General features: G+C 43.3%; 15 protein-coding genes. 6 read left to right on the forward strand and 9 right to left on the reverse strand.

Annotation, left to right across the window (positions count from 1 at the left end):
- Positions 1 to 9 precede the first annotated feature (9 nt).
- The 3 genes from Xvie_RS04915 (at position 10) to folA (ending at position 3,380) form a co-directional block, all read left to right on the forward strand.
- Positions 10 to 741, forward strand: a complete 732-nt coding sequence (locus tag Xvie_RS04915) for a 1-acylglycerol-3-phosphate O-acyltransferase (RefSeq protein ID WP_086108237.1) — start codon at positions 10 to 12, stop codon at positions 739 to 741.
- A 409-nt stretch (positions 742 to 1,150) separates the two neighbouring features.
- Complete coding sequence (gene ftsP, locus Xvie_RS04920; protein ID WP_086108238.1) at positions 1,151 to 2,560, forward strand: cell division protein FtsP; 1,410 nt, start codon at positions 1,151 to 1,153, stop codon at positions 2,558 to 2,560.
- 334 nt (positions 2,561 to 2,894) lie between these two features.
- Complete coding sequence (gene folA, locus Xvie_RS04925; protein ID WP_086108239.1) at positions 2,895 to 3,380, forward strand: type 3 dihydrofolate reductase; 486 nt, start codon at positions 2,895 to 2,897, stop codon at positions 3,378 to 3,380.
- 84 nt (positions 3,381 to 3,464) lie between these two features.
- Here folA and apaH read toward each other — a convergent pair whose 3' ends face one another.
- The 6 genes from apaH to lptD form a co-directional block, all read right to left on the reverse strand.
- Positions 3,465 to 4,283: a bis(5'-nucleosyl)-tetraphosphatase (symmetrical) ApaH gene (gene apaH / locus Xvie_RS04930; RefSeq protein WP_086108240.1), complete on the reverse strand. Its 819-nt coding sequence runs from the start codon at positions 4,281 to 4,283 to the stop codon at positions 3,465 to 3,467.
- Between the two features lie 2 nt (positions 4,284 to 4,285).
- Positions 4,286 to 4,663, reverse strand: a complete 378-nt coding sequence (apaG, locus tag Xvie_RS04935) for a Co2+/Mg2+ efflux protein ApaG (RefSeq protein ID WP_086108241.1) — start codon at positions 4,661 to 4,663, stop codon at positions 4,286 to 4,288.
- Between the two features lie 36 nt (positions 4,664 to 4,699).
- Positions 4,700 to 5,515: a 16S rRNA (adenine(1518)-N(6)/adenine(1519)-N(6))-dimethyltransferase RsmA gene (gene rsmA, locus Xvie_RS04940; RefSeq protein ID WP_086108242.1), complete on the reverse strand. Its 816-nt coding sequence runs from the start codon at positions 5,513 to 5,515 to the stop codon at positions 4,700 to 4,702.
- Complete coding sequence (gene pdxA / locus Xvie_RS04945; protein ID WP_208612517.1) at positions 5,508 to 6,500, reverse strand: 4-hydroxythreonine-4-phosphate dehydrogenase PdxA; 993 nt, start codon at positions 6,498 to 6,500, stop codon at positions 5,508 to 5,510. Before pdxA ends, rsmA begins: the two co-directional genes overlap by 8 nt.
- The gene (gene surA / locus Xvie_RS04950) at positions 6,487 to 7,791 is read right to left on the reverse strand and encodes a peptidylprolyl isomerase SurA (protein ID WP_086108244.1); all 1,305 of its coding nucleotides are present in this window, start codon (positions 7,789 to 7,791) and stop codon (positions 6,487 to 6,489) included. Before surA ends, pdxA begins: the two co-directional genes overlap by 14 nt.
- A 63-nt stretch (positions 7,792 to 7,854) precedes the next feature.
- Positions 7,855 to 10,215: an LPS assembly protein LptD gene (gene lptD / locus Xvie_RS04955; protein ID WP_086108245.1), complete on the reverse strand. Its 2,361-nt coding sequence runs from the start codon at positions 10,213 to 10,215 to the stop codon at positions 7,855 to 7,857.
- A gap of 182 nt (positions 10,216 to 10,397) precedes the next feature.
- Between lptD and djlA the strand changes: the two genes are divergently transcribed.
- The gene (gene djlA / locus Xvie_RS04960; protein WP_086108246.1) at positions 10,398 to 11,222 is read left to right on the forward strand and encodes a co-chaperone DjlA; all 825 of its coding nucleotides are present in this window, start codon (positions 10,398 to 10,400) and stop codon (positions 11,220 to 11,222) included.
- A 78-nt stretch (positions 11,223 to 11,300) separates the two neighbouring features.
- On the opposite strand, the gene rluA is transcribed toward djlA, so the two are convergent.
- The 3 genes from rluA to Xvie_RS04975 all read right to left on the reverse strand — a co-directional run bounded on the left by rluA (position 11,301) and on the right by Xvie_RS04975 (position 17,723).
- Positions 11,301 to 11,954, reverse strand: a complete 654-nt coding sequence (gene rluA, locus Xvie_RS04965; RefSeq protein WP_086108247.1) for a bifunctional tRNA pseudouridine(32) synthase/23S rRNA pseudouridine(746) synthase RluA — start codon at positions 11,952 to 11,954, stop codon at positions 11,301 to 11,303.
- 172 nt (positions 11,955 to 12,126) lie between these two features.
- Positions 12,127 to 15,036: an RNA polymerase-associated protein RapA gene (gene rapA, locus Xvie_RS04970; RefSeq protein ID WP_086108248.1), complete on the reverse strand. Its 2,910-nt coding sequence runs from the start codon at positions 15,034 to 15,036 to the stop codon at positions 12,127 to 12,129.
- A gap of 266 nt (positions 15,037 to 15,302) precedes the next feature.
- Complete coding sequence (locus tag Xvie_RS04975; RefSeq protein WP_086108249.1) at positions 15,303 to 17,723, reverse strand: DNA polymerase II; 2,421 nt, start codon at positions 17,721 to 17,723, stop codon at positions 15,303 to 15,305.
- 122 nt (positions 17,724 to 17,845) lie between these two features.
- Here Xvie_RS04975 and Xvie_RS04980 point away from each other — a divergent pair, with 122 nt between their 5' ends.
- Positions 17,846 to 19,255: a DUF6880 family protein gene (locus tag Xvie_RS04980; protein ID WP_086108250.1), complete on the forward strand. Its 1,410-nt coding sequence runs from the start codon at positions 17,846 to 17,848 to the stop codon at positions 19,253 to 19,255.
- Positions 19,256 to 19,677: 422 nt separating this feature from the next.
- A complete protein-coding gene (locus Xvie_RS04985) occupies positions 19,678 to 21,357 on the forward strand; it encodes an ArnT family glycosyltransferase (RefSeq protein WP_086108251.1) in 1,680 nt (559 codons plus the stop codon).
- The last annotated feature ends 81 nt before the right edge of the window (positions 21,358 to 21,438 follow it).

Consider the following 21,438-nt stretch of genomic DNA (forward strand, 5'->3'; position numbering starts at 1 on the left):
GGGGCAGCTATGCTAGCAGTCATTCGTGGAATTATTGTTATTCTGTTTACGATACTGATCTTTATTTTTGGTTGTATTTATTGTTTATTCAGCCCACGCAATCCTCGCCATGTCATGACTTTTGGTCATGCATTTGGCAAATTACATAAAATTTTTGGCATCAAATTGTTGGAGCGTATTCCTGCGGATGCACGGGAATATGGTCCCAGCATTTATATCGGCAATCACCAAAACAATTACGACATGATCACTATGTCCAATGCGGTACAGCCACGCACAGTGACCGTGGGCAAAAAAAGCTTGGTCTTTATTCCTTTTTTTGGCCAGATTTACTGGTTGACCGGTAATATTTTGATCGACAGGGACAACCGAACAAAAGCACATGGCACAATTTCGCAGGTTGTCGATCAGATCAAAAAAAACCGGGTTTCGGTCTGGATGTTCCCAGAAGGAACACGCAGTCGTGGCCGTGGCTTGCTGCCCTTTAAAACAGGCGCTTTTCATGCAGCCATTGCAGCAGGGGTATCTATCGTGCCAGTCTGTGTTTCTTCCACACACAATAAAATAAAACTCAATCGTTGGAATAATGGCACTGTTATTGTTGAAATGTTGCCGCCGATTGATACCAAGAAATACACCAAAGAACAGGTTCGTGAACTGGCAGAACACTGTCGGCAAATGATGCAAACTAAAATTGAAGAACTGGATAAAGAAGTCGAGGAACTGGATAAGCGGGGATAATTGAGTGGTGGTAAATTATCCTTAATTATCAAATATGAACTCCTGCATTTTGGATGGGTTATCGCCATAAATTTAAGATAGTTTTAGAGTTTCTCTCCTATTCGCGATATGATTGCGTTTAATAAATTAACGTTTTTATTAAACGCAATCGATAGAATAATAAATCCTGATAGCTACAATATAGGGCTATTCATCCCAGTCATTATTTGAATCGTATGCCTAAGAATTTCAAGCAGAAGCTTGGAAGGAGAGGGTTATGTTTCATTGAACCTTAAACGGTAATTGAATCGTGCCTGTGGCGTTTATATCGTATGTAGTATTTCATGTTACATTTCAGAATGTTGTGTTCACATAAGCAACCATTGGAGGTTGCTATTCTCGCTGTGAAAGTTTCTTCTGTGGAGAAAGTATGTCACTGAGTCGGCGACAATTTATTCAGGCTTCTGGTGTGGCAATGTGTTTAGGAGCGATGCCTTGTGTGGTTCGAGCAGATAGAAATAAACAAACAAAATTGCCGATCCCTCCTTTACTGGAATCCCGAATAGGACAACCACTGTTTTTAGCCATGCAAAAAGCCAGATGGTCGTTTAATGGTCATGATAAAGTTAAAATCTGGGGCTTCAATGGGAATTATTTAGGGCCAACTATTCGGGTTCGCCGAGGAGATTATGTCAAACTGATATATAACAATCGGCTGTCTGAACCTGTTTCAATGACAGTAGCGGGATTATTGGCACCTGGAACCTTGATAGGAGGCTCACCCCATTTGATGCAGCCGAATGGGCGTTGGGCGCCCATTATCCGGATAGATCAACCTGCAACGACCTGTTGGTATCATGCCAATACTCCAAATCAAATGGCAAAACATGTTTATGCCGGCCTTGCCGGGATGTGGTTGGTGGAAGATGAAACTAGCCGTAATCTGCCGTTGCCCAAGCATTATGGTGTCGATGATTTTCCTGTTATTTTGCAGGATAAACGGTTGGATAATTTTGATGCCATAGAATATGTCCCGTTGGACACTCAGGGTTTTCTTGGCAATACCTTGGTGGTTAATGGTGTCGAAAATCCTTTTGTGGAAGTTGCCAGAGGTTGGGTTAGGTTACGCTTACTGAACGCTTCCAATGCCCGGCGATATCAATTGCAGCTCAGCGATGGGCGTCCGTTCTACATGATTGGTACTGATCAAGGATTACTGCCTGCTCCCGTAGCGGTACAATTATTGTCACTTGCTCCGGGAGAGCGTCGTGAGGTCTTGATTGATATGTCGAAAGTGGAAAGTGTTACCATTACCGCGGGGGAACCTGCTGGGATAATGGATCGTTTGAAAGGATTAGTGAGTCCTTCAACCAAGCTGCTGTCTACCACAGTATTAACACTGAAAGCCAGTGGCTTGCTTCCTTTAGTGACAGATAAATTACCCGCTCAACTTGTAGTTGATAATCCACATATTAACTCCTCTATTCAAAGTCGTCAGATTGGTTTGGGAGATTATTCACAAGGGAGCAGTGATAAGCACCTAGTCGATATAACAAGCCAGCAAGGAGCATGGGAACGCTGGATAGTCACAACGTCAATACCTCAACCTCTCCATATTGAAGGAGTAAGGTTTAAGGTCATAAATCTGAATGGTAAACGTCCAGAGCCACAGGATTATGGCTGGAAAGATACCGTTTGGATTGATAGCCGGGCAGAACTGCTGGTTAATATGGTACAGCCATCTTATGAGAATTTTCCTTTCATGTATTACAGCCAGATATTGGAGATGGCTGATCGTGGGGTTGCCGGGCGATTGATTGTTAATCCTGCCGATTTCTAAGTGAAAACACTTTTACCTTCTTCATTGGATTCTGCAATGCTTTAACTTGTAGCGGAAAGAGGGTGAATACAGAAATAAGAGCAGTCTTGATATCCTGTCAGCTTAATAGCAGATCTGATTGATGCGCGATCAGATAGATATTCTGTGTAATTGAATAAGGCTGTTATTTTGGTGCCTATTTGTTAATTAATATGCTGCCAAAAAATGGATTGTTTGGTAATTAGTGAACAAACTAACTATTTGTGCGGAATAAGCTACTAATCTTATCGACTGAGAGTAACCCTTTCCGTATAGTGTCCAAAATTTTCATACTACTTGGCTGTAAGGTGATTTAATGATTATCAGCTTGATTGCTGCGATGGCTATGGATCGAGTTATCGGTATGGAGAACGCCATGCCGTGGACTTTGCCGGGTGATTTAGCTTGGTTCAAACGCAATACGCTCGGAAAGCCGGTTGTGATGGGGAGAGTGACTTATGAGTCGATCGGCCGTCCTTTGCCGGGGCGCCTGAATATCGTGATCAGTAGTCAACCTTCGAGTGATGATCAGGTCACTTGGGTAAACTCTATCGAAGCTGCTTTAGCTGCTGCTGGCGATGTTGAAGAAGTTATGGTGATGGGTGGAGGAAAAATTTATGAGCAATTTATTCCTCTGGCCGACCGTATGTATCTGACTCATATTGATGCAGAAGTGATTGGCGACACACATTTCCCGGATTATGAACCAGATGAGTGGAATTCAACTTTTACTGAATATCACGAAGAAGATGAAAACAACTCACATGGCTACTGTTTTGAAGTTTTAGAACGCCGAAAGTGAGCTAATTTTACGTGCGGAGTGCCTTGAGGCACTCCGGCGTCGTAATTTATGACGATATAGTTCAGGGGGAATCCACTGGATTTATCATTTAGTGAGTAATGAATTCTGGCTGAAATACTGCTTATCTTCCCAACGCAGCATGGTCAATTTACCTCCCCAACAACACCCCGTATCCAGAGCGTAGATGCAGGCAGGTGTCCCTTGACCTTCCAATGCAGCCCAGTGGCCAAAAATAATGGAATAGCCTTCAGGAATTTTGCATGGTAATTCAAACCAAGGTTTCAGTGGGGCAGGTGCATTTTCAGGCTTGGATTTGCAGATCATATCCAATTGACCATTTGGAAAACAATAACGCATCCGGGTCAAAGCATTGGTACTGTAACGTAATCGAGCAAGACCGCTTAACTCCGGAGCCCAATTATTTGGCATATCTCCATACATGACATCAAGAAACAAGGGATAGCTGTCACTGCGAAGAATGGCTTCCACCTCACGGGCACATATTTTGGCTGTTTCCAAATCCCATTGTGGGGATAGCCCGGCGTGTGTCATGATGAGTTTTAATTCATCATCAACTTGCAGCATTGGCTGTTTTCTCAACCAATTTATCAATTCATCACTATCCGGTGCTGTGAGCAACTCATCCAGCAAATCTTTCGGTTTATTGCGGCTGATTTTTGCGTAAACTGCCAACAAGTGCAGATCGTGATTACCTAATACCAATTTAACTGCGGAGCCGAGTTGTTTGATATGACGCAGTACTGCTAACGAATCAGGGCCACGGGCGACGAGATCTCCTGTCAGCCATAAGGTGTCTTCATTGGGATTAAAATCGACTTTTTCTAATAAAGAGCGAAATTCACGATAGCAACCATGAATATCGCCAATAAGATATGTAGCCATAATTAATTTATCAGTGTTGGAATAGCCAGACGGAACACAGGAATGGTGGTGCGGAATGGGCGGCCATCGTGATCAATCATTTCATAGTAACCTTCCATCGTACCCAGGGGAGTTTCCAAAATAGCGCCACTACTGTAGCGATATTCTGTTCCAGGTGGGATCAAAGGTTGTTTTCCCACAACCCCTTCACCCTGAACTTCGGTTTGGTGACCATCACTGTTAGTAATGCGCCAGTAACGGCTAATCAGTTGCACGGGAAAATGCCCAAGATTGCGAATTGATATTGTATAGGCAAACACAAAACGCTGTTGTTCCGGCTGTGATTGGCTTTCTACGTAAGTACTTTGTACTTGAATATAAATTCTTGGTTCATTGAGCATAAGTGCCTCCTGTTATTGCAACATTTGTTTATTTACTTAGGCAATTTCAGCTTGAGATGATAACCAGTTTGCCATTTTACAGTATTGCTCGACAGAGATATTTTCAGCCCGCGTGCTTGGATCAACACCCAGTTCAGATAACTGTTCAATGGAAAAAATATTCCCAAGACTATTGCGGATAGTTTTTCTCCGTTGGTTAAATGCCTGAGTTGTAATCCGGGCTAACATGCGAATGTCCTGAACTGGATAAGGTATGCACTTATGGGGGATTAAACGCACAACGGCTGAATCCACTTTCGGCGCTGGCGTAAATGCCGTAGGCGGTACTTCAAGAACAGGTATTACCTGACAGTAGTATTGTGCCATCACACTTAAACGCCCATAGGTTTTACTGCCAGGCCCCGCGACAAGACGATTCACAACTTCTTTCTGTAACATAAAGCTCATATCAGCGATAGCATCAGTATAGCTGAAGAGATGGAACATCAACGGTGTAGAAATGTTATAAGGCAGATTACCAAATACACGCAGGGATTGACCACGCTCTTTGGCAATCTGGCTAAAATCAACAGTCATTGCATCTTGTTGAATGATTGTCAGCTTATCTTTCAGTTTGGGATGGACATGCAGACGAGCGGCCAGATCACGGTCAAGCTCGACGACAGTCATTTTATCCATGCGTTCACCAACTGGCTCAGTCAGTGCCCCCAGACCTGGGCCGATTTCCACTACGGCTTGGCCAGCCTGTGGGTTTATCGCGTCGACAATACTATCAATGGTAAACTGATCGGTTAAAAAATTTTGCCCGAAACGTTTACGGGCATGGTGCCCTTGATGGACTTTGTTATTCATTACTGTTTTGTATCATTTTAATTGCTAGATTCAATGCGGTGATAAAACTACCCACATCAGCTTGACCTGTCCCTGCCAGCTCTAGTGCTGTGCCATGATCGACAGAAGTTCGGATAAATGGCAGACCCAGCGTAATATTCACTGCCCTGCCAAAACCTTGGTATTTTAACACGGGTAGCCCTTGATCGTGATACATAGAAAGCACGGCATCGGCATTATCCAGATATTTAGGCTGGAACAGTGTATCCGCAGGCAACGGACCTTCCAGCCATATACCTTCTGCCCTCAGGCTGTCTAAAGCCGGAATGATGACGTCTATTTCTTCGTGTCCCATATGCCCTCCTTCACCCGCATGAGGATTCAGGCCACAAACATAGATGTGGGGACGAGGAATACCAAATTTGGTTTTTAGATCATGATTGAGGATGGTGACAACTTCCCTAAGGGAATCAAATGTGATCGCTTTGGGAACATCCATAATAGGCAGATGTGTTGTTGCCAGTGCTACCCGTAGCTCTTCTGTTGCCAGCATCATGACCACTCTTGAACATTGGCTGTGGTCAGCAAAAAACTCAGTATGTCCGGTAAAAGGCACTCCAGCATCATTGATGACACCCTTATGCACAGGCCCTGTTACCAATGCTGAGAATTCCCCATTCAGGCAACCATCGCAGGCTTTTGCTAAGGTTTCCGTGACATAAGTACCGTTTTTTCGGTTTAGTTCCCCCGCAATAGTCGGGGTTTGGAGATGAACGGGCAGGATAGTCAGGGTGCCGGCGGCTTGTGATGAAGAAATGTGTTCAGGGGAATAAGTTTGCAGTTGCAGGGGTAAATTCAGTTGCTTGGCCCGGGAAAGCATCAGCTCAGGATCGGCACAGACAACCAATTGGATGGGCCACTCTTTTTGGGCAAGGGCAATGACTAAGTCAGGGCCAACCCCGGCTGGTTCGCCGGGGGTAATAATGATGGGTTTATTGTTGTGCATCGCTACCATCTAAAATTTTCACATAAGCGGAAGCGCGTAATTCTTGCATCCAGCTTTGTGCCTCTTCATTGAATTTACGGTTGATTAGCAGACGGTAAGCACGATCTTTCTGTGCTGCATCTGTTCTGTCGACCTTACGGCTATTAATCAATTGAATTAAGTGCCAACCGAAAGAGGAGTGAACAGGCTGGCTGATTTCACCTTTTTGCAGTTGCATCAACGCATCACGGAACGCAGGGTCGTAAGCACTGGGTAAGTTCCAACCCAGCTCTCCACCGCGCATGGCTGAACCAGGATCTTCAGAATACTCTTTTGCGGCTTTTTCAAATGAGATTTTGCCATTTAAGATCTCTTCTCTGAGTTGCACCAATTTGTTACGTGCCTGCTCATCATTCATGATAGGTGATTTTTTCAGCAGAATATGGCGTGTATCCACTTCAGTGACCGCGATTGGCATCTGACCACCACGGGTATCATTCACTTTCAGAATGTGAAAACCTACACCAGAACGAATTGGGCCAACAATTTGTCCTTTATGCGCAGATTGGAGCTGTGCTGCAAATAAGGATGGCAATTCTTGTAGTTTGCTCCAGCCCATATTTCCCCCTTTCAGGGCTTGGGCATCACCGGAATAGGTGAGCGCCAATTTACCGAAATCTACACCGTTCTTGAGTTCAGACAAGATTTTTTTGACCTTGCTCTCTGCTTTTTCTACCTGTTCCTGACTTGGGTTTTCTGGCATAGGGATCAGGATATGGCTGAGATTCAGCTCAGTGTCCTGACTATTTTGGCTACCGATTTGGTTCGCCAGCGAATCAACTTCCTGGGGCAGGATATTGATGCGGCGACGTACTTCATTGTTACGTACTTCTGCAATCATCATTTCCTTACGGATCTGATTACGGTAGGTATCAAAGTTAAGGCCATCTGCGGTCAGGTTTTGTTTCAACTGGGCAATGCTCAAGTGGTTTTGAGCCGCAATATTTGCGATCGCAGAGTCTAGGGCTTGATCAGGGATAGTAATCTGCATCTGTTTTGCCATTTGCAGAACAATATCATCCATAATCAGGCGCTCAAGGATCTGGTGACGCAATACTTTCTCATCCGGTATTTGCTGGCCTGCATGTTTGGCGTTAAGTTTAACGGATTGTAAAAGGCTGTTGACGTCACTTTCCAGTACGACATCATTGTTAACAATGGCAGCCACCTTATTTAGCTCTTGTGGAGCGGCCATTGCGACAGAGTTTACTGAAAACATCAATCCGAGAATGAGCGATCTCCAGTTCTTCATACATTTCCCATCATATCAATCCCGCCTTGGCGGGGTTATTTTGTTTAATTGCGTTTATCGGTATCAGAATGCGCGTTGGTATGGAAGAATACCTTGCTGCAACATTTTCTGACTCCCCAAACTATGATTGTTACTTAAGCCACGAAGTTCAACATTGAATGACCATTTGTTGTCATATTGGCTGCTGCCGAAGCGCCAGTTAACGATCTTGCGTTCGTAACCCACATTAACCGCCCAGCAGCAAGTGTTGTATTGCAGACCAACCATTTGGCTTGCAGGCTGTTTCTCTTTGGTATCGTAGTAATAAGCCCCTACAAATGCCCAACGGTCTGACAATGGCCAGCTTGCCACCATACCAACCTGAGAAATACCCTGCTGATAAGCAGGCAAATTCCCAAGCGTGGCCTGAATATAATCACGATCGACAAAACGGTAGTTTAACTGCAACATGCGGTCAGAATCACGATGGTATTCCACTACGGCGTTACCCATAGTTAAACTACCCAGACGATTATCATATTGCAGTCCGCCTTTGAGGCCCCAGGAATCATTGATTCTCCAGTGTGCATCTCCAGCCCATGTTGTGGCTCCCGTTCCCTTTTTATTTCCTATGATATCCTTACCACCAGAAATAGACGCAGTATCTTCGGTACGTGGACGTTCAAAGTAGTAGATTTGACCTACGGACAGGCTAAAACGTTCAACTAAATTTTCATCATAAACACGGGTAGTCATACCCGTGGTAAATTGATTGGCAGATGAAACGCGGTCTAAACCACTGTAGAAACGGTCACGGAATAATCCGGTATAATCCGCTTGCAGCAGAGAAGAATCAAAGTTGTTAATGTTATTTTGATTCTTATAAGGCACGTAGAGATATTGAACGCGTGGCTCCAGTGTTTGAGTGTAATCCTGATTAAAATACATGGCGCGTTCAAACACCATTTTCGCATCTGATTTAAACACTGGCAGAACACGGTTTACTGACTTTTCCAATGTGGCCGTTTGTGAATTTTTTTTGATTGAATCAGAAATATCCTGCTCATAATGGGTTGCCATTAACTTAAATTCATTGTTAATGCTGGCCCAGCCATTAGAAAGAGGTAAGTTGATGGCCGGTTCCAAATGCAAGCGCGTTGCATTTGGCCACTGATTGCCGACACTGGTAAATTTCGCTGCCTGAGCATAGGTATGAAAATCAAATGGTCCCAGATCGTTTTTATAATAATTGAAATCTAACTGAGGTTCGGATCGGTAAGCTCTTCTTCTATCATCAATGGTAAACAGCTGGAATTGCTTGGTTGTCAGTGTGGCATTCCAGTTCTGTTGTGCATAGCCCACGCTGAATTTCTGGGTAGCATAACCATCGGTACTGGAGCCGTATTGTGAGCTGAAATCACGGAAATAGTTCGGATCACTGACTTTGGTATAATCAGCACTGAAACGCCAAACCTGATTCATGACACCACTGTGATTCCAATAGAACAACCAACGGCTATCACTATTCCTCTTGGCTAAATTCTTATCGGATTTCTTATCATCTGCATACAAGCGATCATTATGGATCCAATCCAACGCAACTGTACCCGTACCCGCTTCAGTTAAGTAACGGAATTCATTATCCAGTTTCAAACCGCGCATAGTGATGAGATGCGGGGTAATCGTGGCATCATAATTGGGCGCAATGTTCCAGTAATATGGAAGCAGGAACTGGAAGCCGTCTTTATTGGAAAAACTGGCATTAGGGATTAAAAAACCAGAACGGCGTTTGTCTCCAATCGGCAACTGCAAATATGGGCTGTAAAACACAGGCACATTGGCAACGCGGAAACGGGCATTCCAGATTTCAGCAACTTGCTCTTCACGGTCAAGGATTACCTCGGAACCAACAACACTCCAGCTATCATTGCCGGGCAGACAGGAAGTGAATATGCCATTATTCAGAATGGTATAGCGGTTTTCATCACGCAGCATCATCTTGTCTGCGCTGCCACGTCCTTGACGACCAACCATCTGGTAATTACCCTGTTCCACGTCGGTATCTTTATTATTCAGATTAGCCCAGGCGCGTGGCCCCTTTAAAATGATCTGAGGATCATCATAGCGGACATTACCTATTGCGGTAACAGTGCGAACAGGTTCTTTATCCTGTGTCTGTTTGAGCCGAACCTTATCGGCTGTCAGCGTTTTATTTCCCTGTTGAATATCAACATTACCAATGAAATCAACTGTATTGGGATATTCGCCGTGAGTATCATCAGACTTAATGTTAATCGGTATTTTGTTAGGATCGCCCGTGATAATCGGCTTATCGTAAACAGGCACACCCAGCATACATTGTGCTGCAAGGTCAGCATGAGCTTGCTGACTGTAAAGAGCGGCCCATACCATTGTGGCCAGCAGTGTAGGATAACATTTATTCATAGATGTTTATGCGGTTCCGTCATCAGTGGCATCGTGCCGGCGAACGCTCAGAGACTAACGTAGTTGAGATATATGCACCAGAGTAAAGTTTAACTTTGCTAATCTTGCTGTTAGGCACAGAGCTTAATGAATAGTATGATAATGCAAAATTGCGCTCAGGGCATTGGGGAATTGAAGACTATATGCAGTATTGGGGAAAATTATTTGGATTGATATTTGGGATTGCATCCGGCACTGGTTTTTGGGGGATTGTGATCGGCTTATTGTTTGGTCATATACTCGACAAAGTCAGGGCGAAAAAATTGGGGGATACCACTAACGGTCCAACCCGACAGGTACTGTATTTTCGCAGTACTTTTCAAGTATTGGGGCACTTGACCAAAGCAAAAGGTCGGGTAACCGAAACGGATATCCAGCTGGCTACCCAACTGATGAACAGAATGCAGCTGCATGGTGAGGCACGGCTTTCCGCACAGCAGGCATTTCGTGAAGGCAAGCAGCCTGAATTTCCTTTGCGTGAAACTTTACGACAATTACGCCGTGCTTGCTTCGGTCGTTTTGATTTGACCCGGATGTTTCTGGAAATCCAGTTACAAGCTGCATTTGCTGACGGTGAACTGCATCCCAATGAAAGAAAGGTTCTGTTTGTCATCGCCGAAGAGTTAGGCATTTCCCGTATCCAATTTGAACAATTCCTTGCCATGATGGAAGGGGGACGTCATTTTGATGGGCATGGTTTTGGTGGGCAATCCCAGCAAAATGGGCATTATCAAGGTCATAGACAGCAGCGCGCGACATTAGAGGATGCTTGTAAAGTCTTGGGCGTCAATGAACAAGATGATGCGACAACCATTAAGCGGGCTTATCGGAAACTGATGAGTGAGCATCATCCTGATAAACTGGTGGCAAAAGGTTTACCACCAGAAATGATGGAACTTGCGAAACAAAAGGCACAGTCCATTCAGTCGGCTTATGATTTGATTAAGAAGAAGAAGGGCTTTAAATAGCACTTATCTAAACAAAACTTAGCCAAGCAAAATTTATTCAAACAAAATTTATTCAAACAAATCAGAAAAAAGCATTTATCAAAATTCGGCTTTGCACTCAAAATGCATTGGTGTGCCATAAGCCGGATGAGTAATGAATAGCTCTTGGGCATGTAATTGCAGGCGAGGTGCCAGTTCTCTTGCCTGCGTATGAGCATAAAACTTATCTCCCAGAATGGGATTGCCAAGTGCCAGCATATGTACCCGAAGCTGATGAGAGCGGCCTGTGATTGGTGCCAGCCGGACACGCGTTGCCTGAGCTTCATATTCCAGCACCTGATACTCAGTTTGTGCAGATTTGCCCGTTTCAAAACAGACTTTTTGTTTCGGCCGATTCGGCCAGTCGCAGATCAAGGGTAAATCCACCAATCCTTTTTCTTGTTCCATCTTTCCCCATACCCGCGCGATATAGACTTTTTTTGGCTCACGCTCACGGAATTGGCGTTTCAATTCACGCTCGGCTGCTTTAGTCAGAGCGACAACCATGATACCGCTGGTGGCCATATCCAATCGATGGACTGATTCGGCTGTGGGAAATTCGGCTTGTATCCGCGTCATGATACTGTCTTTGTGCTCTTCTGCTTTGCCCGGTACAGAAAGTAATCCACTGGGTTTGTTGACAACCATAATGTGCTCATCCTGATATAGCACATATAACCAAGGATCTGTCGGGGGATTATAAGACTCCAGCATAGCGGCTCCAATGGGTCGGAAAAAGTTGGGGCGGAAAATAATTAAGTCAGAAAAATGACGGGGCGCATTCTATCAGTATATGGCTTAGGGTGTGAGATAAAACTCAGGGACATCTCACAGAGAGAGTCCCTGAACTTACGATTGGCTAGCGATTTATTAGCGGGAAACCATTTTATTGGTGAGAAACAACCACCAAACGAATAGCATCCAGACGCCAGTTAGCCTGATCAAGATTAAGCAGCAAATGCTTATGCTCGGATTCAACTGCTTCCAGCTCATCATCACGGATATTCGGGTTAACCGCTTTCAGGGCTTCCAGACGCGACAATTCGGCCGACAACACTTCATCAGCTTCTTTCTTCGCCTTCTCAATCAATACACGTGCTTGCTCTTCAATCAAAGGCTCTGATTGTTGCAAAATAGCATGAACTTCTTTCTGTACCGCATTAACTAATTTGCTGGCGTTGTGGCGGTTGATAGCGTTGAGCTGGCGATTAAAGCTTTCAAACTCTACCTGAGAAGCCAGATTGGTTCCTTTCAGATCCAACAAGAGGCGTACTGGCGTTGGTGGCAAGAAACGGGTCAATTGCAGATGCTTCGGCGCTTGGGCTTCAACAACGTAAATCAACTCAACCAACAATGTACCGACTGGTAGGGCCTTGTTTTTCAGGATGGAAACGGCACAACTTCCGGTATCCCCAGACAGGATTAAATCCAGACCATTGCGAATGATCGGGTGTTCCCAGCTCAGGAATTGAGTATCTTCGCGGGACAGTGCTTTCTCACGGTCAAACGTAATGGAGCAGCCATCTTTTGGTAATCCGGGGAAATCAGGCACCAGCATATGATCGGATGGATGCAGGGCAATAATATTGTCGCAGCGATCTTCCTGATTGATACCAATGATATCAAACAGATTCAGGGCAAAATTCACCAGATCTGTATCATTATCTTGTGCCGCAATCTGTTCTGCCAGTTTCTGGCCTCGCTCACCACCGTTAGAGTTCATTTCCAGCAGGCGGTCACGCCCTTGCTCCAATTGTTGTTTGAGCGCCTCATGATGCTTGCGACATTCCGCAATAAATTCACAGAATCCGGTTTGCTCATTTGGCTTGGCAAGGAAATTCAGCAGAATTTCATAATACTTGTCATAGATGGAGCGACCAGTAGGACAAGTATGCTCAAAGGCATCCAGCCCTTCGTGATACCAACGCAGGAGAATAGATTGCGCGGTATTTTCCAGATAAGGCACACTGATTTTGATATCGCGGTTTTGGCCGATACGATCCAGACGACCGATACGCTGTTCCAGCAAATCAGGATTGAATGGCAAATCAAACATAACAAGTTGGTTGGCAAACTGGAAGTTACGTCCTTCTGAACCAATTTCAGAACAGAGCAACACTTGCGCCCCTTCTTCTTCAGAAGCGAAGTAAGCAGCGGCGCGGTCACGTTCCAGCAAGGACAAACCTTCGTGGAACACGGCACTGCGGATGCCTTCGCGTTCACGCAAAACTTGTTCCAGTTGCAGCGCAGTTTCTGCTTTGGCGCAGATCACCAGCACTTTTTCATCGCGATTTGCCATCACGAAACCCATCAACCATTCTACGCGAGGATCGAAATTCCACCATGTGGCGTTTTCCCCCTCGAATTCCTGATAGATCCGCTCAGGATAGAGCATATCTTTGGCGCGAGCTTCCACTGTCTTTTTGGCTCCCATGATCTCGGAAACCTTGATTGCCGTCTGATATTGGGATGGTAGTGGTAACTTAATCTCGTGCAATTCACGATGTGGGAAGCCTTTCACACCACTGCGGGTATTACGGAAAAGCAGTCGGCTGGTGCCGTGACGATCCATCAACATGGTGATCAATTCGCGGCGGGCGTTTTCGCTTTCTTCATCTTGATTGCTGTTTGCTGCTTTTAGCAGAGGTTCAATATCCTGTTCACTAATCAGTTCGACGATCGCATTTTGCTGATCATTATTCAGAGTTTCACCAGACAACAGCAGCGTGACGGCATCTGCGACGGGACGGTATTGCTGTTGTTCATCAATAAAAGCCTGATAATCGTGGAAACGATTTGGGTCCAGCAGGCGCAGGCGGGCAAAATGGCTTTCTTGTCCCAACTGCTCAGGAGTTGCTGTCAACAGTAAAACAGAAGGGATTTGTTCTGCCAGTTGTTCGATAACATGATATTCGCGGCTTGGGGATTTTTCGCTCCATGCCAGATGGTGAGCTTCATCCACTACCATCAAATCCCAATTCGCTTCTAGCATATGTTCAAAACGCTGTTTATTGCGGCGAACAAAATCCAGGGAACAGATAATCAGTTGCTCGGTTTCGAATGGATTATCGCTGTCATGAAGGGCTTCACTGTATCGGCCATCATCAAACAGCGAAAAACGCAGATTGAAACGGCGCAGCATTTCTACCAGCCATTGATGTTGCAAGCTTTCTGGCACAACGACTAATACACGCTCTGCACGTCCAGCCATCAATTGCTGATGGATAATCATACCGGCTTCAATGGTTTTACCCAGACCAACTTCATCTGCCAGTAATACACGAGGCGCATGGCGTTTACCCACTTCATTGGCAATGTGTAATTGGTGAGGGATCAAACTGGCACGAATACCACGTAGCCCACTTTCCGCCAGACGGAACTGCTCACTTTGGTGTTTACGGGCACGAAAACGCAAAGCAAAGCGATCCATACGGTCGATTTGTCCTGCAAACAGACGATCCTGTGGCTTGTTAAACGTCAGCTTGCTATCCAGAAAAACTTCCCGCAAGCAGATATTTTCTTCTTCAGTGTCCAGACGAGTACCGACATAGATCAGCAAGCCACTATCTTGCTGAATATCATCAATCTTGAGTTTCCAGCCTTCGTGACTGGTCACGGTATCACCCACATTAAACATAACGCGGGTGATGGGGGAATCATTGCGTGCGTAAAGGCGGTTTTCTCCGCTGGCAGGGAAGAGCAACGTCACCATGCGCGCATCAAGCGCCACGACTGTTCCTAATCCAAGTTCGCTTTCTGTATCGCTTATCCAGCGTTGACCAAGAGTAAATGGCATAAATTTTGGCTCAGTTTTCTGTTAGACAATATTATTTACGGTTGCAGAGTGGCTGCTTTTGTTGGATATCGATCATCATTGGTTATCGATAGAGATAGTTTCAATGGAATATAAATTCCTATAGAAATAGTTTTCTATAGATATAGATTTCAATAGTACTTTGCAACGCCCATTTTTCGAACAATAGGGTCAAAAAGTACAGTTGCCCATTTGAGGGGCGATATGTTAATTGAAGCTGGGCAAGTCGTCACCTGCAAAAATATCCATTATTCAAAAGACATACTCATTTGCCCTGTTAGCAGGGGGATAAATTCATCTTGAATAAATGGCAAGATGGCGTCGGCGATCGGCTTTAACTGCTTATTGATATAGTGTTCATAATCTGGTGCAGAGGTTTGGTTTTCTAATGGTTCAGGGCCTGATTGAGTAATGATGTAGTTGATCCAACCCCCATTTTGGTACTGTAGTGGACGATTGTGCTGTTGATTATATTCGTCTGCCAAACGTGCTGCCCGAACATGGGGAGGCACATTCCGTTGATAATCAGACAACTTACGACGCAGGCGTTTACGATACACCAGACGATCATCAAACTCCCTTGCTAATGTTTTGGCAATATACTCACGAATATAATTCTGATGCGATTGTTTTTGATGTAATTGCTTTTGATGTGATTGTTTTTGATGTGATTGTTTTTGATGTGATCGTTGGTGAAAAATCAGGGTATATAGCTCTTTCTGGAATATTTGTGCAAGTGGCGTCCAGTCGGTTCTTACCGTTTCCAGTCCTTTGAAAATGACCTTATCACCGCTTAATCCGGCATAACGTTTTTTACTGCCTTGCTCTGCTCCTCGTACTGTCGGCATCAGAAAGCGCCGATAATGTGTTTCAAATTCCAATTCCAGTGTACTTTCAAGATTGAAGCTAGTTTTAAGATGGTCTTGCCACCATTGGTTAACAAATTGCGCCAGAGAATGCCCGATTTGACAGGCTTCTTCTTCTGAATGAGGGCGTTTTAGCCAGACAAACGTTGAATCCGTATCGCCATAAATCACTTGATAACCCTGTGATTCGATTAATTCACGGGTCTGGTGCATGATTTTGTGCCCACGCATTGTAATTGATGAAGTCAGACGGGGATCAAAAAAATGGCAGCCAGAAGCGCCAAGCACACCATAAAATGCATTCATAATAATTTTCAGGGCTTGGGAAAGCGGCGCATTCTGTTGCTTTTTGGCTCTGTCACGCTGATGCCAGATTTGCGTGACGATATCCGGCAGACAATGTTGTGTGCGGGAGAAAAACGCCTGACGAAAACCAGGTACAGCATGTTCACTGTCAGGGTGAGCAAGACCTTCAACCATCCCGACGGGATCAATCAGAAACGTGCGAATAATCGAAGGGTAGAGGCTCTTGTAATCTAGCACTAACACCGAATCATATAATCCCGGAAATGAATCCATCACGAAACCACCGGGGCTGTTATCATCGAAATACGTTGGCTGCACAGGAGCAACATAGCCAATGCGGTGCATTCTTGGCAGATAAAGATGCGTGAATGCCGCTACTGATCCCCCATTGCGATCCACTGCTAATCCCGTTACCGTAGCGCGCTCCAATAGGAAGGCCATCAAATCGGTCTTCTCAAAAATACGATTAACCAGAATACAATCCTGCAAATTATAATGGGCGAGGGCGGGTTTATCCTCCTGAAAGCGGCGATTGATCTCATCCATTCGATCATAAGGATTATCAACCGCTTTCCCTTCCCCCAAGAGCTCTTGGGCGACAAATTCAAGGCTGAAAGAAGGGAAATTCCATGTTGCAGTTTTCAGGGCATCAATGCCATCAATAATCAGGCGTCCTTCTGCCGAAGCGAAAAAGTGCCCCGGTTTGAAACCGTGTTCGCGCCATTCGAGCAACGCCTTATTGCGACCGAATTTTAGCGGAACTTTATAGCGCTCAGCATGTTGTTGTAACACCCTCAAATCAAACTGAATCAGATTCCAGCCAATAATGGCATCAGGATCATAATGTGCCAGCCATTCATTGAGTTTTTCCAGCATGATTGGGCGACTGGCAACATACTCCAGTTTGAAATCGAGATCCTGTTGGTTACCATTTTCTGGCCCTAACATAAACACGGTTTTCTCACCGCACCCAGCCAGGCCAATGGAATACAACTCCCCATGCTGGCTGGTTTCGATATCCAGTGATACCCATTTCAAATCAGGTCGATAGGTGGGATTGGGTTTCATCTGATAACTTATGTTGGATTTGTCGTCGGATTTACGACTGAACCAAACGGGAGCAGTAATAAAGCGCTCCATCATAAACCTATCGGATGGGCGGATATCCGTTTCGTAGAGGGGAATATCCTGTTCTTTGAGCGCTTTTTCCAGATGTTGTAATTGACGATATTGTAAGCAATATAGTGCAGCGACAGGCTGACGATTAAAATCTTTCAAGGGCAATGTCTTTATTTCACATTGCCGCTCCTGTGTCAGCAGAGGTTTTGCTTTAGGCAAATCACATTGAGGAATAAAGGCAACTGCTTTTTGACGGGAGATTGTGATGCGACGTGCGCCCTTATCTGTCGCCAGCCAATATATCAACTCGATACCAGATGGCGTATCTTTCCAGTGGCGAGTGAGTATAAAACCTTGCTCAACGTGATTTGTCTGCATAATCTTTCTGTTTAAGCGCTGTAAGCCAGAATTAGTATTACTGATGATAGGCTTCAACTATAGCATTTGTATTGGTTATTTATACAGTATTTTTTGATGAACTATTAGATGGGAGAGCGATAATGAAAAATAGGTTAACTAAAAAGCAAATGGAATTGCTCACCAGTTTTAATAAAGAAAAACTGCTCGAAATTATTCAAGTCATTATTATGAATAATGAACAGGCTAAAACCACATTAAGTAGTGGCTATCTGTTGGAATCGAAAGATATTTTGAAACTGATAGAAAAAGAATATAAAAAACGCACTAAAAGCCAGCGATTTCTTGATTATTATGAAGCTGATATCTTCTTTAACGAGCTACATAAAATGATGGTTCCGCTGCTTGATAATGTGATAAAAAAGGCACCTCAAGATTCGGAAATACTATTGGAAAAAATGGTGCTGGATTTTGACCACGTGGCTGAAACTAAGGATACATCAAGCGGTGGCTGGCAGGATTATTACTTTTATATCATTGAAACGTGGGTAAAAGCGCTTGCCTTACAAAAAGACGTCGATAAGTCTGTTGTGGCGAATAAGCTTTTTAATATCGCTAAAAAAACTTATTTTTGTTTTAACGAGACTTTCTTGCTCAATTACAAAAATGATTTTGGTTCGGTAACATTTCAATTACTGAGAGATCTCTTTTATCAGCATAAAGAATATAGAGAAGCCATAGCTATCAGCAAGGCTATCAATGATATGGATTTTCTGAAGATGATGATTGAGCAAAATATCGAATCTTCTTCAATAATTACAGCTTACTTGGCTTATGCGGAATTGCTGATTGAAGATATCCGGGCGGATGAAGCCATTGTGGTATTGGAGGATTTTCGAAAAGACCATGAACTTCAGCAATCCAGATACTATGATGTGCTGATGTCGCTGCTAATTAAAGCCAATATTGAAGAAGGGCAGAAAGAAAAAGCAAAAGAGCTTTGCTTTGAAGCTTTCCAAAATGACTATAGCTATAAATTTTATGAAGTATATGAAAGTCTGATTGACGAAAGTGAAAGGGCACAGGCGATACAATTATTTCTGGACAGCAGTAAAAAAGAGGGAGATTTCCAATATATTTGTTTCTTGGTCGAAATGAAAAAATTTGATCTTCTCAATGAATATATTGTGAATCTTGGAGAGAAAGATAAAGCCAATGTTGTAGAAACTTTTGGTCATAAATTGGCTAGGGATGGATCAACTGGACTGGATAAATGTGGGTTTTCCCATTCTGCGATATTTTTGCGACGGGCGTTAGTTAATGAAGTACTAAATCGCGGTGCAAGTAAATATTACAAATATGCTGTTTCTGATCTGAAAAAGAGTTTTGATTATAGTCAAAAATTATCAGATTGGCAGGGGCTTGATACGCATGAAACTTATCTGAACGGATTGTATGAAAAGCATAAAAGAAAAGTTTCATTCTGGGCTTTGGTGGAAGAAAAAATTAAAGATATTTCAGTTGGTAAAGATGGAGTGAATTACGAAAGTTGATAATTTAATTGCTGATAATTAAATATATTTATTATCACTTAGTGAGGGGTAATTAGATTCCTCCTTTATCTTTCAGGTTATCGCTTTGTGGGCTAAAAAAGATAAAAGGAGCGAATTTATTTATAATAGATAGTTTTTATCAGTGATAGGTTACTAATTGAAATTATTTTAAACTAATCAAAATTGTTAAGCATTTCGCTATCGTACTTAAGCACCTTTTATTATTAAATCCAATTAAGTAATATCATTGCCGGTTTTATAGCGAAAACTATACCCAATGGATTTCAAGATGCGTCGCGGCGGCAAGGGAGCGAATCCCCGGGAGCATAGATAACTGTGTGACCGGGGTGAGTGAGCGCAGCCAACAAAGAGGCAACTTGAAATACGAAGGGTATAAAATCAATTGAATCTGGTAAACTATGATGATTAATAAAAATAAACTGAGTCAAGCAGATATCAAAGCCTTACTGTTATTTATCGCTTTCATGTTGCTGTATTTGTTACCGGGTATTTATGGGCATACACCCTGGAAACAAGATGAAAATTACAGTTTTGGCATTATTCAAACCATGTATGAAACAGGGAATTGGTTGGTAACAATGAATGCGGGGCAACCTTTTATGGAAAAGCCCCCTTTGTATTATTGGACTGCAACTTCATTCATCCATTTGTTATCTCACTGGCTTCCAATGCACGATGCAGCCAGAACAGCCAGTTTATTTTTTTCAGTGATCAATTTTTCTTTTTTTATTCTGTTGGCTCGCCGTGTATTTGAAGTCAAAAACTTTACAGACAGCCGAATATGGATAGCCTTTGCTTTGTATGCAAGTGCTCCCGGATTAGTTCGCCACAGTCACGATATGTTTACTGATACCTCATTGATAACAGGAACAACCATCGGATTATATGGTTTGCTGGGATTAATCAAAAACGAAAGAACAGGTTACTCTTGTCTATGGTTGATCATTGGTACAGCTATAACGCTGTTATCAAAAGGAGTATTTATTCCAGGGTTATTATGGATTTGTCTTGTTCTGGCTCCTGTGTTCCTTAAACATTGTCGAACCAAACATTATTGGCTAAGTGCTTTATTGTCAGGAATTATTGCACTAATTTTAATTCTGCCGTGGCCAGTTATGCTATTGATTGAACATCCCAATTTATTCAAAGTTTGGTTTTGGGATAACAATATTGGTCGCTTCTTAGGTTTTTCTGTTGAAGATCTTGGGGCAAGGGGAAATTTGACAATAATCCCTGAGGCAGTACTATTTTTTGCCTTCCCATCGGGAATATTAGCTTTCATTTTTATATTAATGAATCCAATTAAAAATCTATTGGATAAACATTATTTTCTTTGTATGGTGTTTGTTGTATTAGGGGTTGTTCTATTGCAAATATCAGCCTCTGGTCGTGCATTATATTTACTACCCTTTATTGCACCAATGGCAATTTTAGCTACAGAAATATTCATTAAAATACCTAAGATAATCTATAAATATTTAGCCATGTTCTCCTCCATACTTTGGTCTATTTTGACTATATTTTTATGGGTCTGTTACTTTTTGTCGATTTCTTCTGATTACAATCATTGGTTAGCGCCATTTAGCAGATGGTTACCAATGAGTTATCAGATGCATTTTTCAGGGTTTATCTTTTCTATCGCTGTTTTGATAACCGCTTTATGGATGGCGAAAAATTGGCTCCTTTCTAAATCACCTGCCTTACGTGCTGCTCAAAATTGGGTTTTAGGTATCGCTACCGTTTGGGGATTAGTATTTACGCTATTTGTTGGCTGGATTGATTACGCCAAGGGATATAAACAGGTATTTCTTGATTTAAAACAGCAAGTAGCGGGAGTGTATCAAATTAATGACTGTATGGCTTCATATAATATTGGAGAATCTGAAGCCCCAATGCTTTATTACTTTGCTCATATCTTGCATCAAAAACAGCATAAATTTGAAACGCCTGAAAAATGCGATTGGTTGATTATTCTATCTGAAGAAATAGAACCTGCTCCAAAGGGCATGATGCTATTTTGGCACGGACATAGGCCCGATGAAGACCGTGAAAATTTGGTTGTATATACCCGTCGTAATTGAAGATGCTTGATTTTTCATTCATATCAGCGCAGGATCGCGCCCATGAAAATTAATCTGACAGATGCCCAAAAAAAAGCCCTC

Origin of the sequence: Xenorhabdus vietnamensis, from assembly GCF_002127535.1 — a bacterium.
Lineage (GTDB): Bacteria > Pseudomonadota > Gammaproteobacteria > Enterobacterales > Enterobacteriaceae > Xenorhabdus > Xenorhabdus vietnamensis.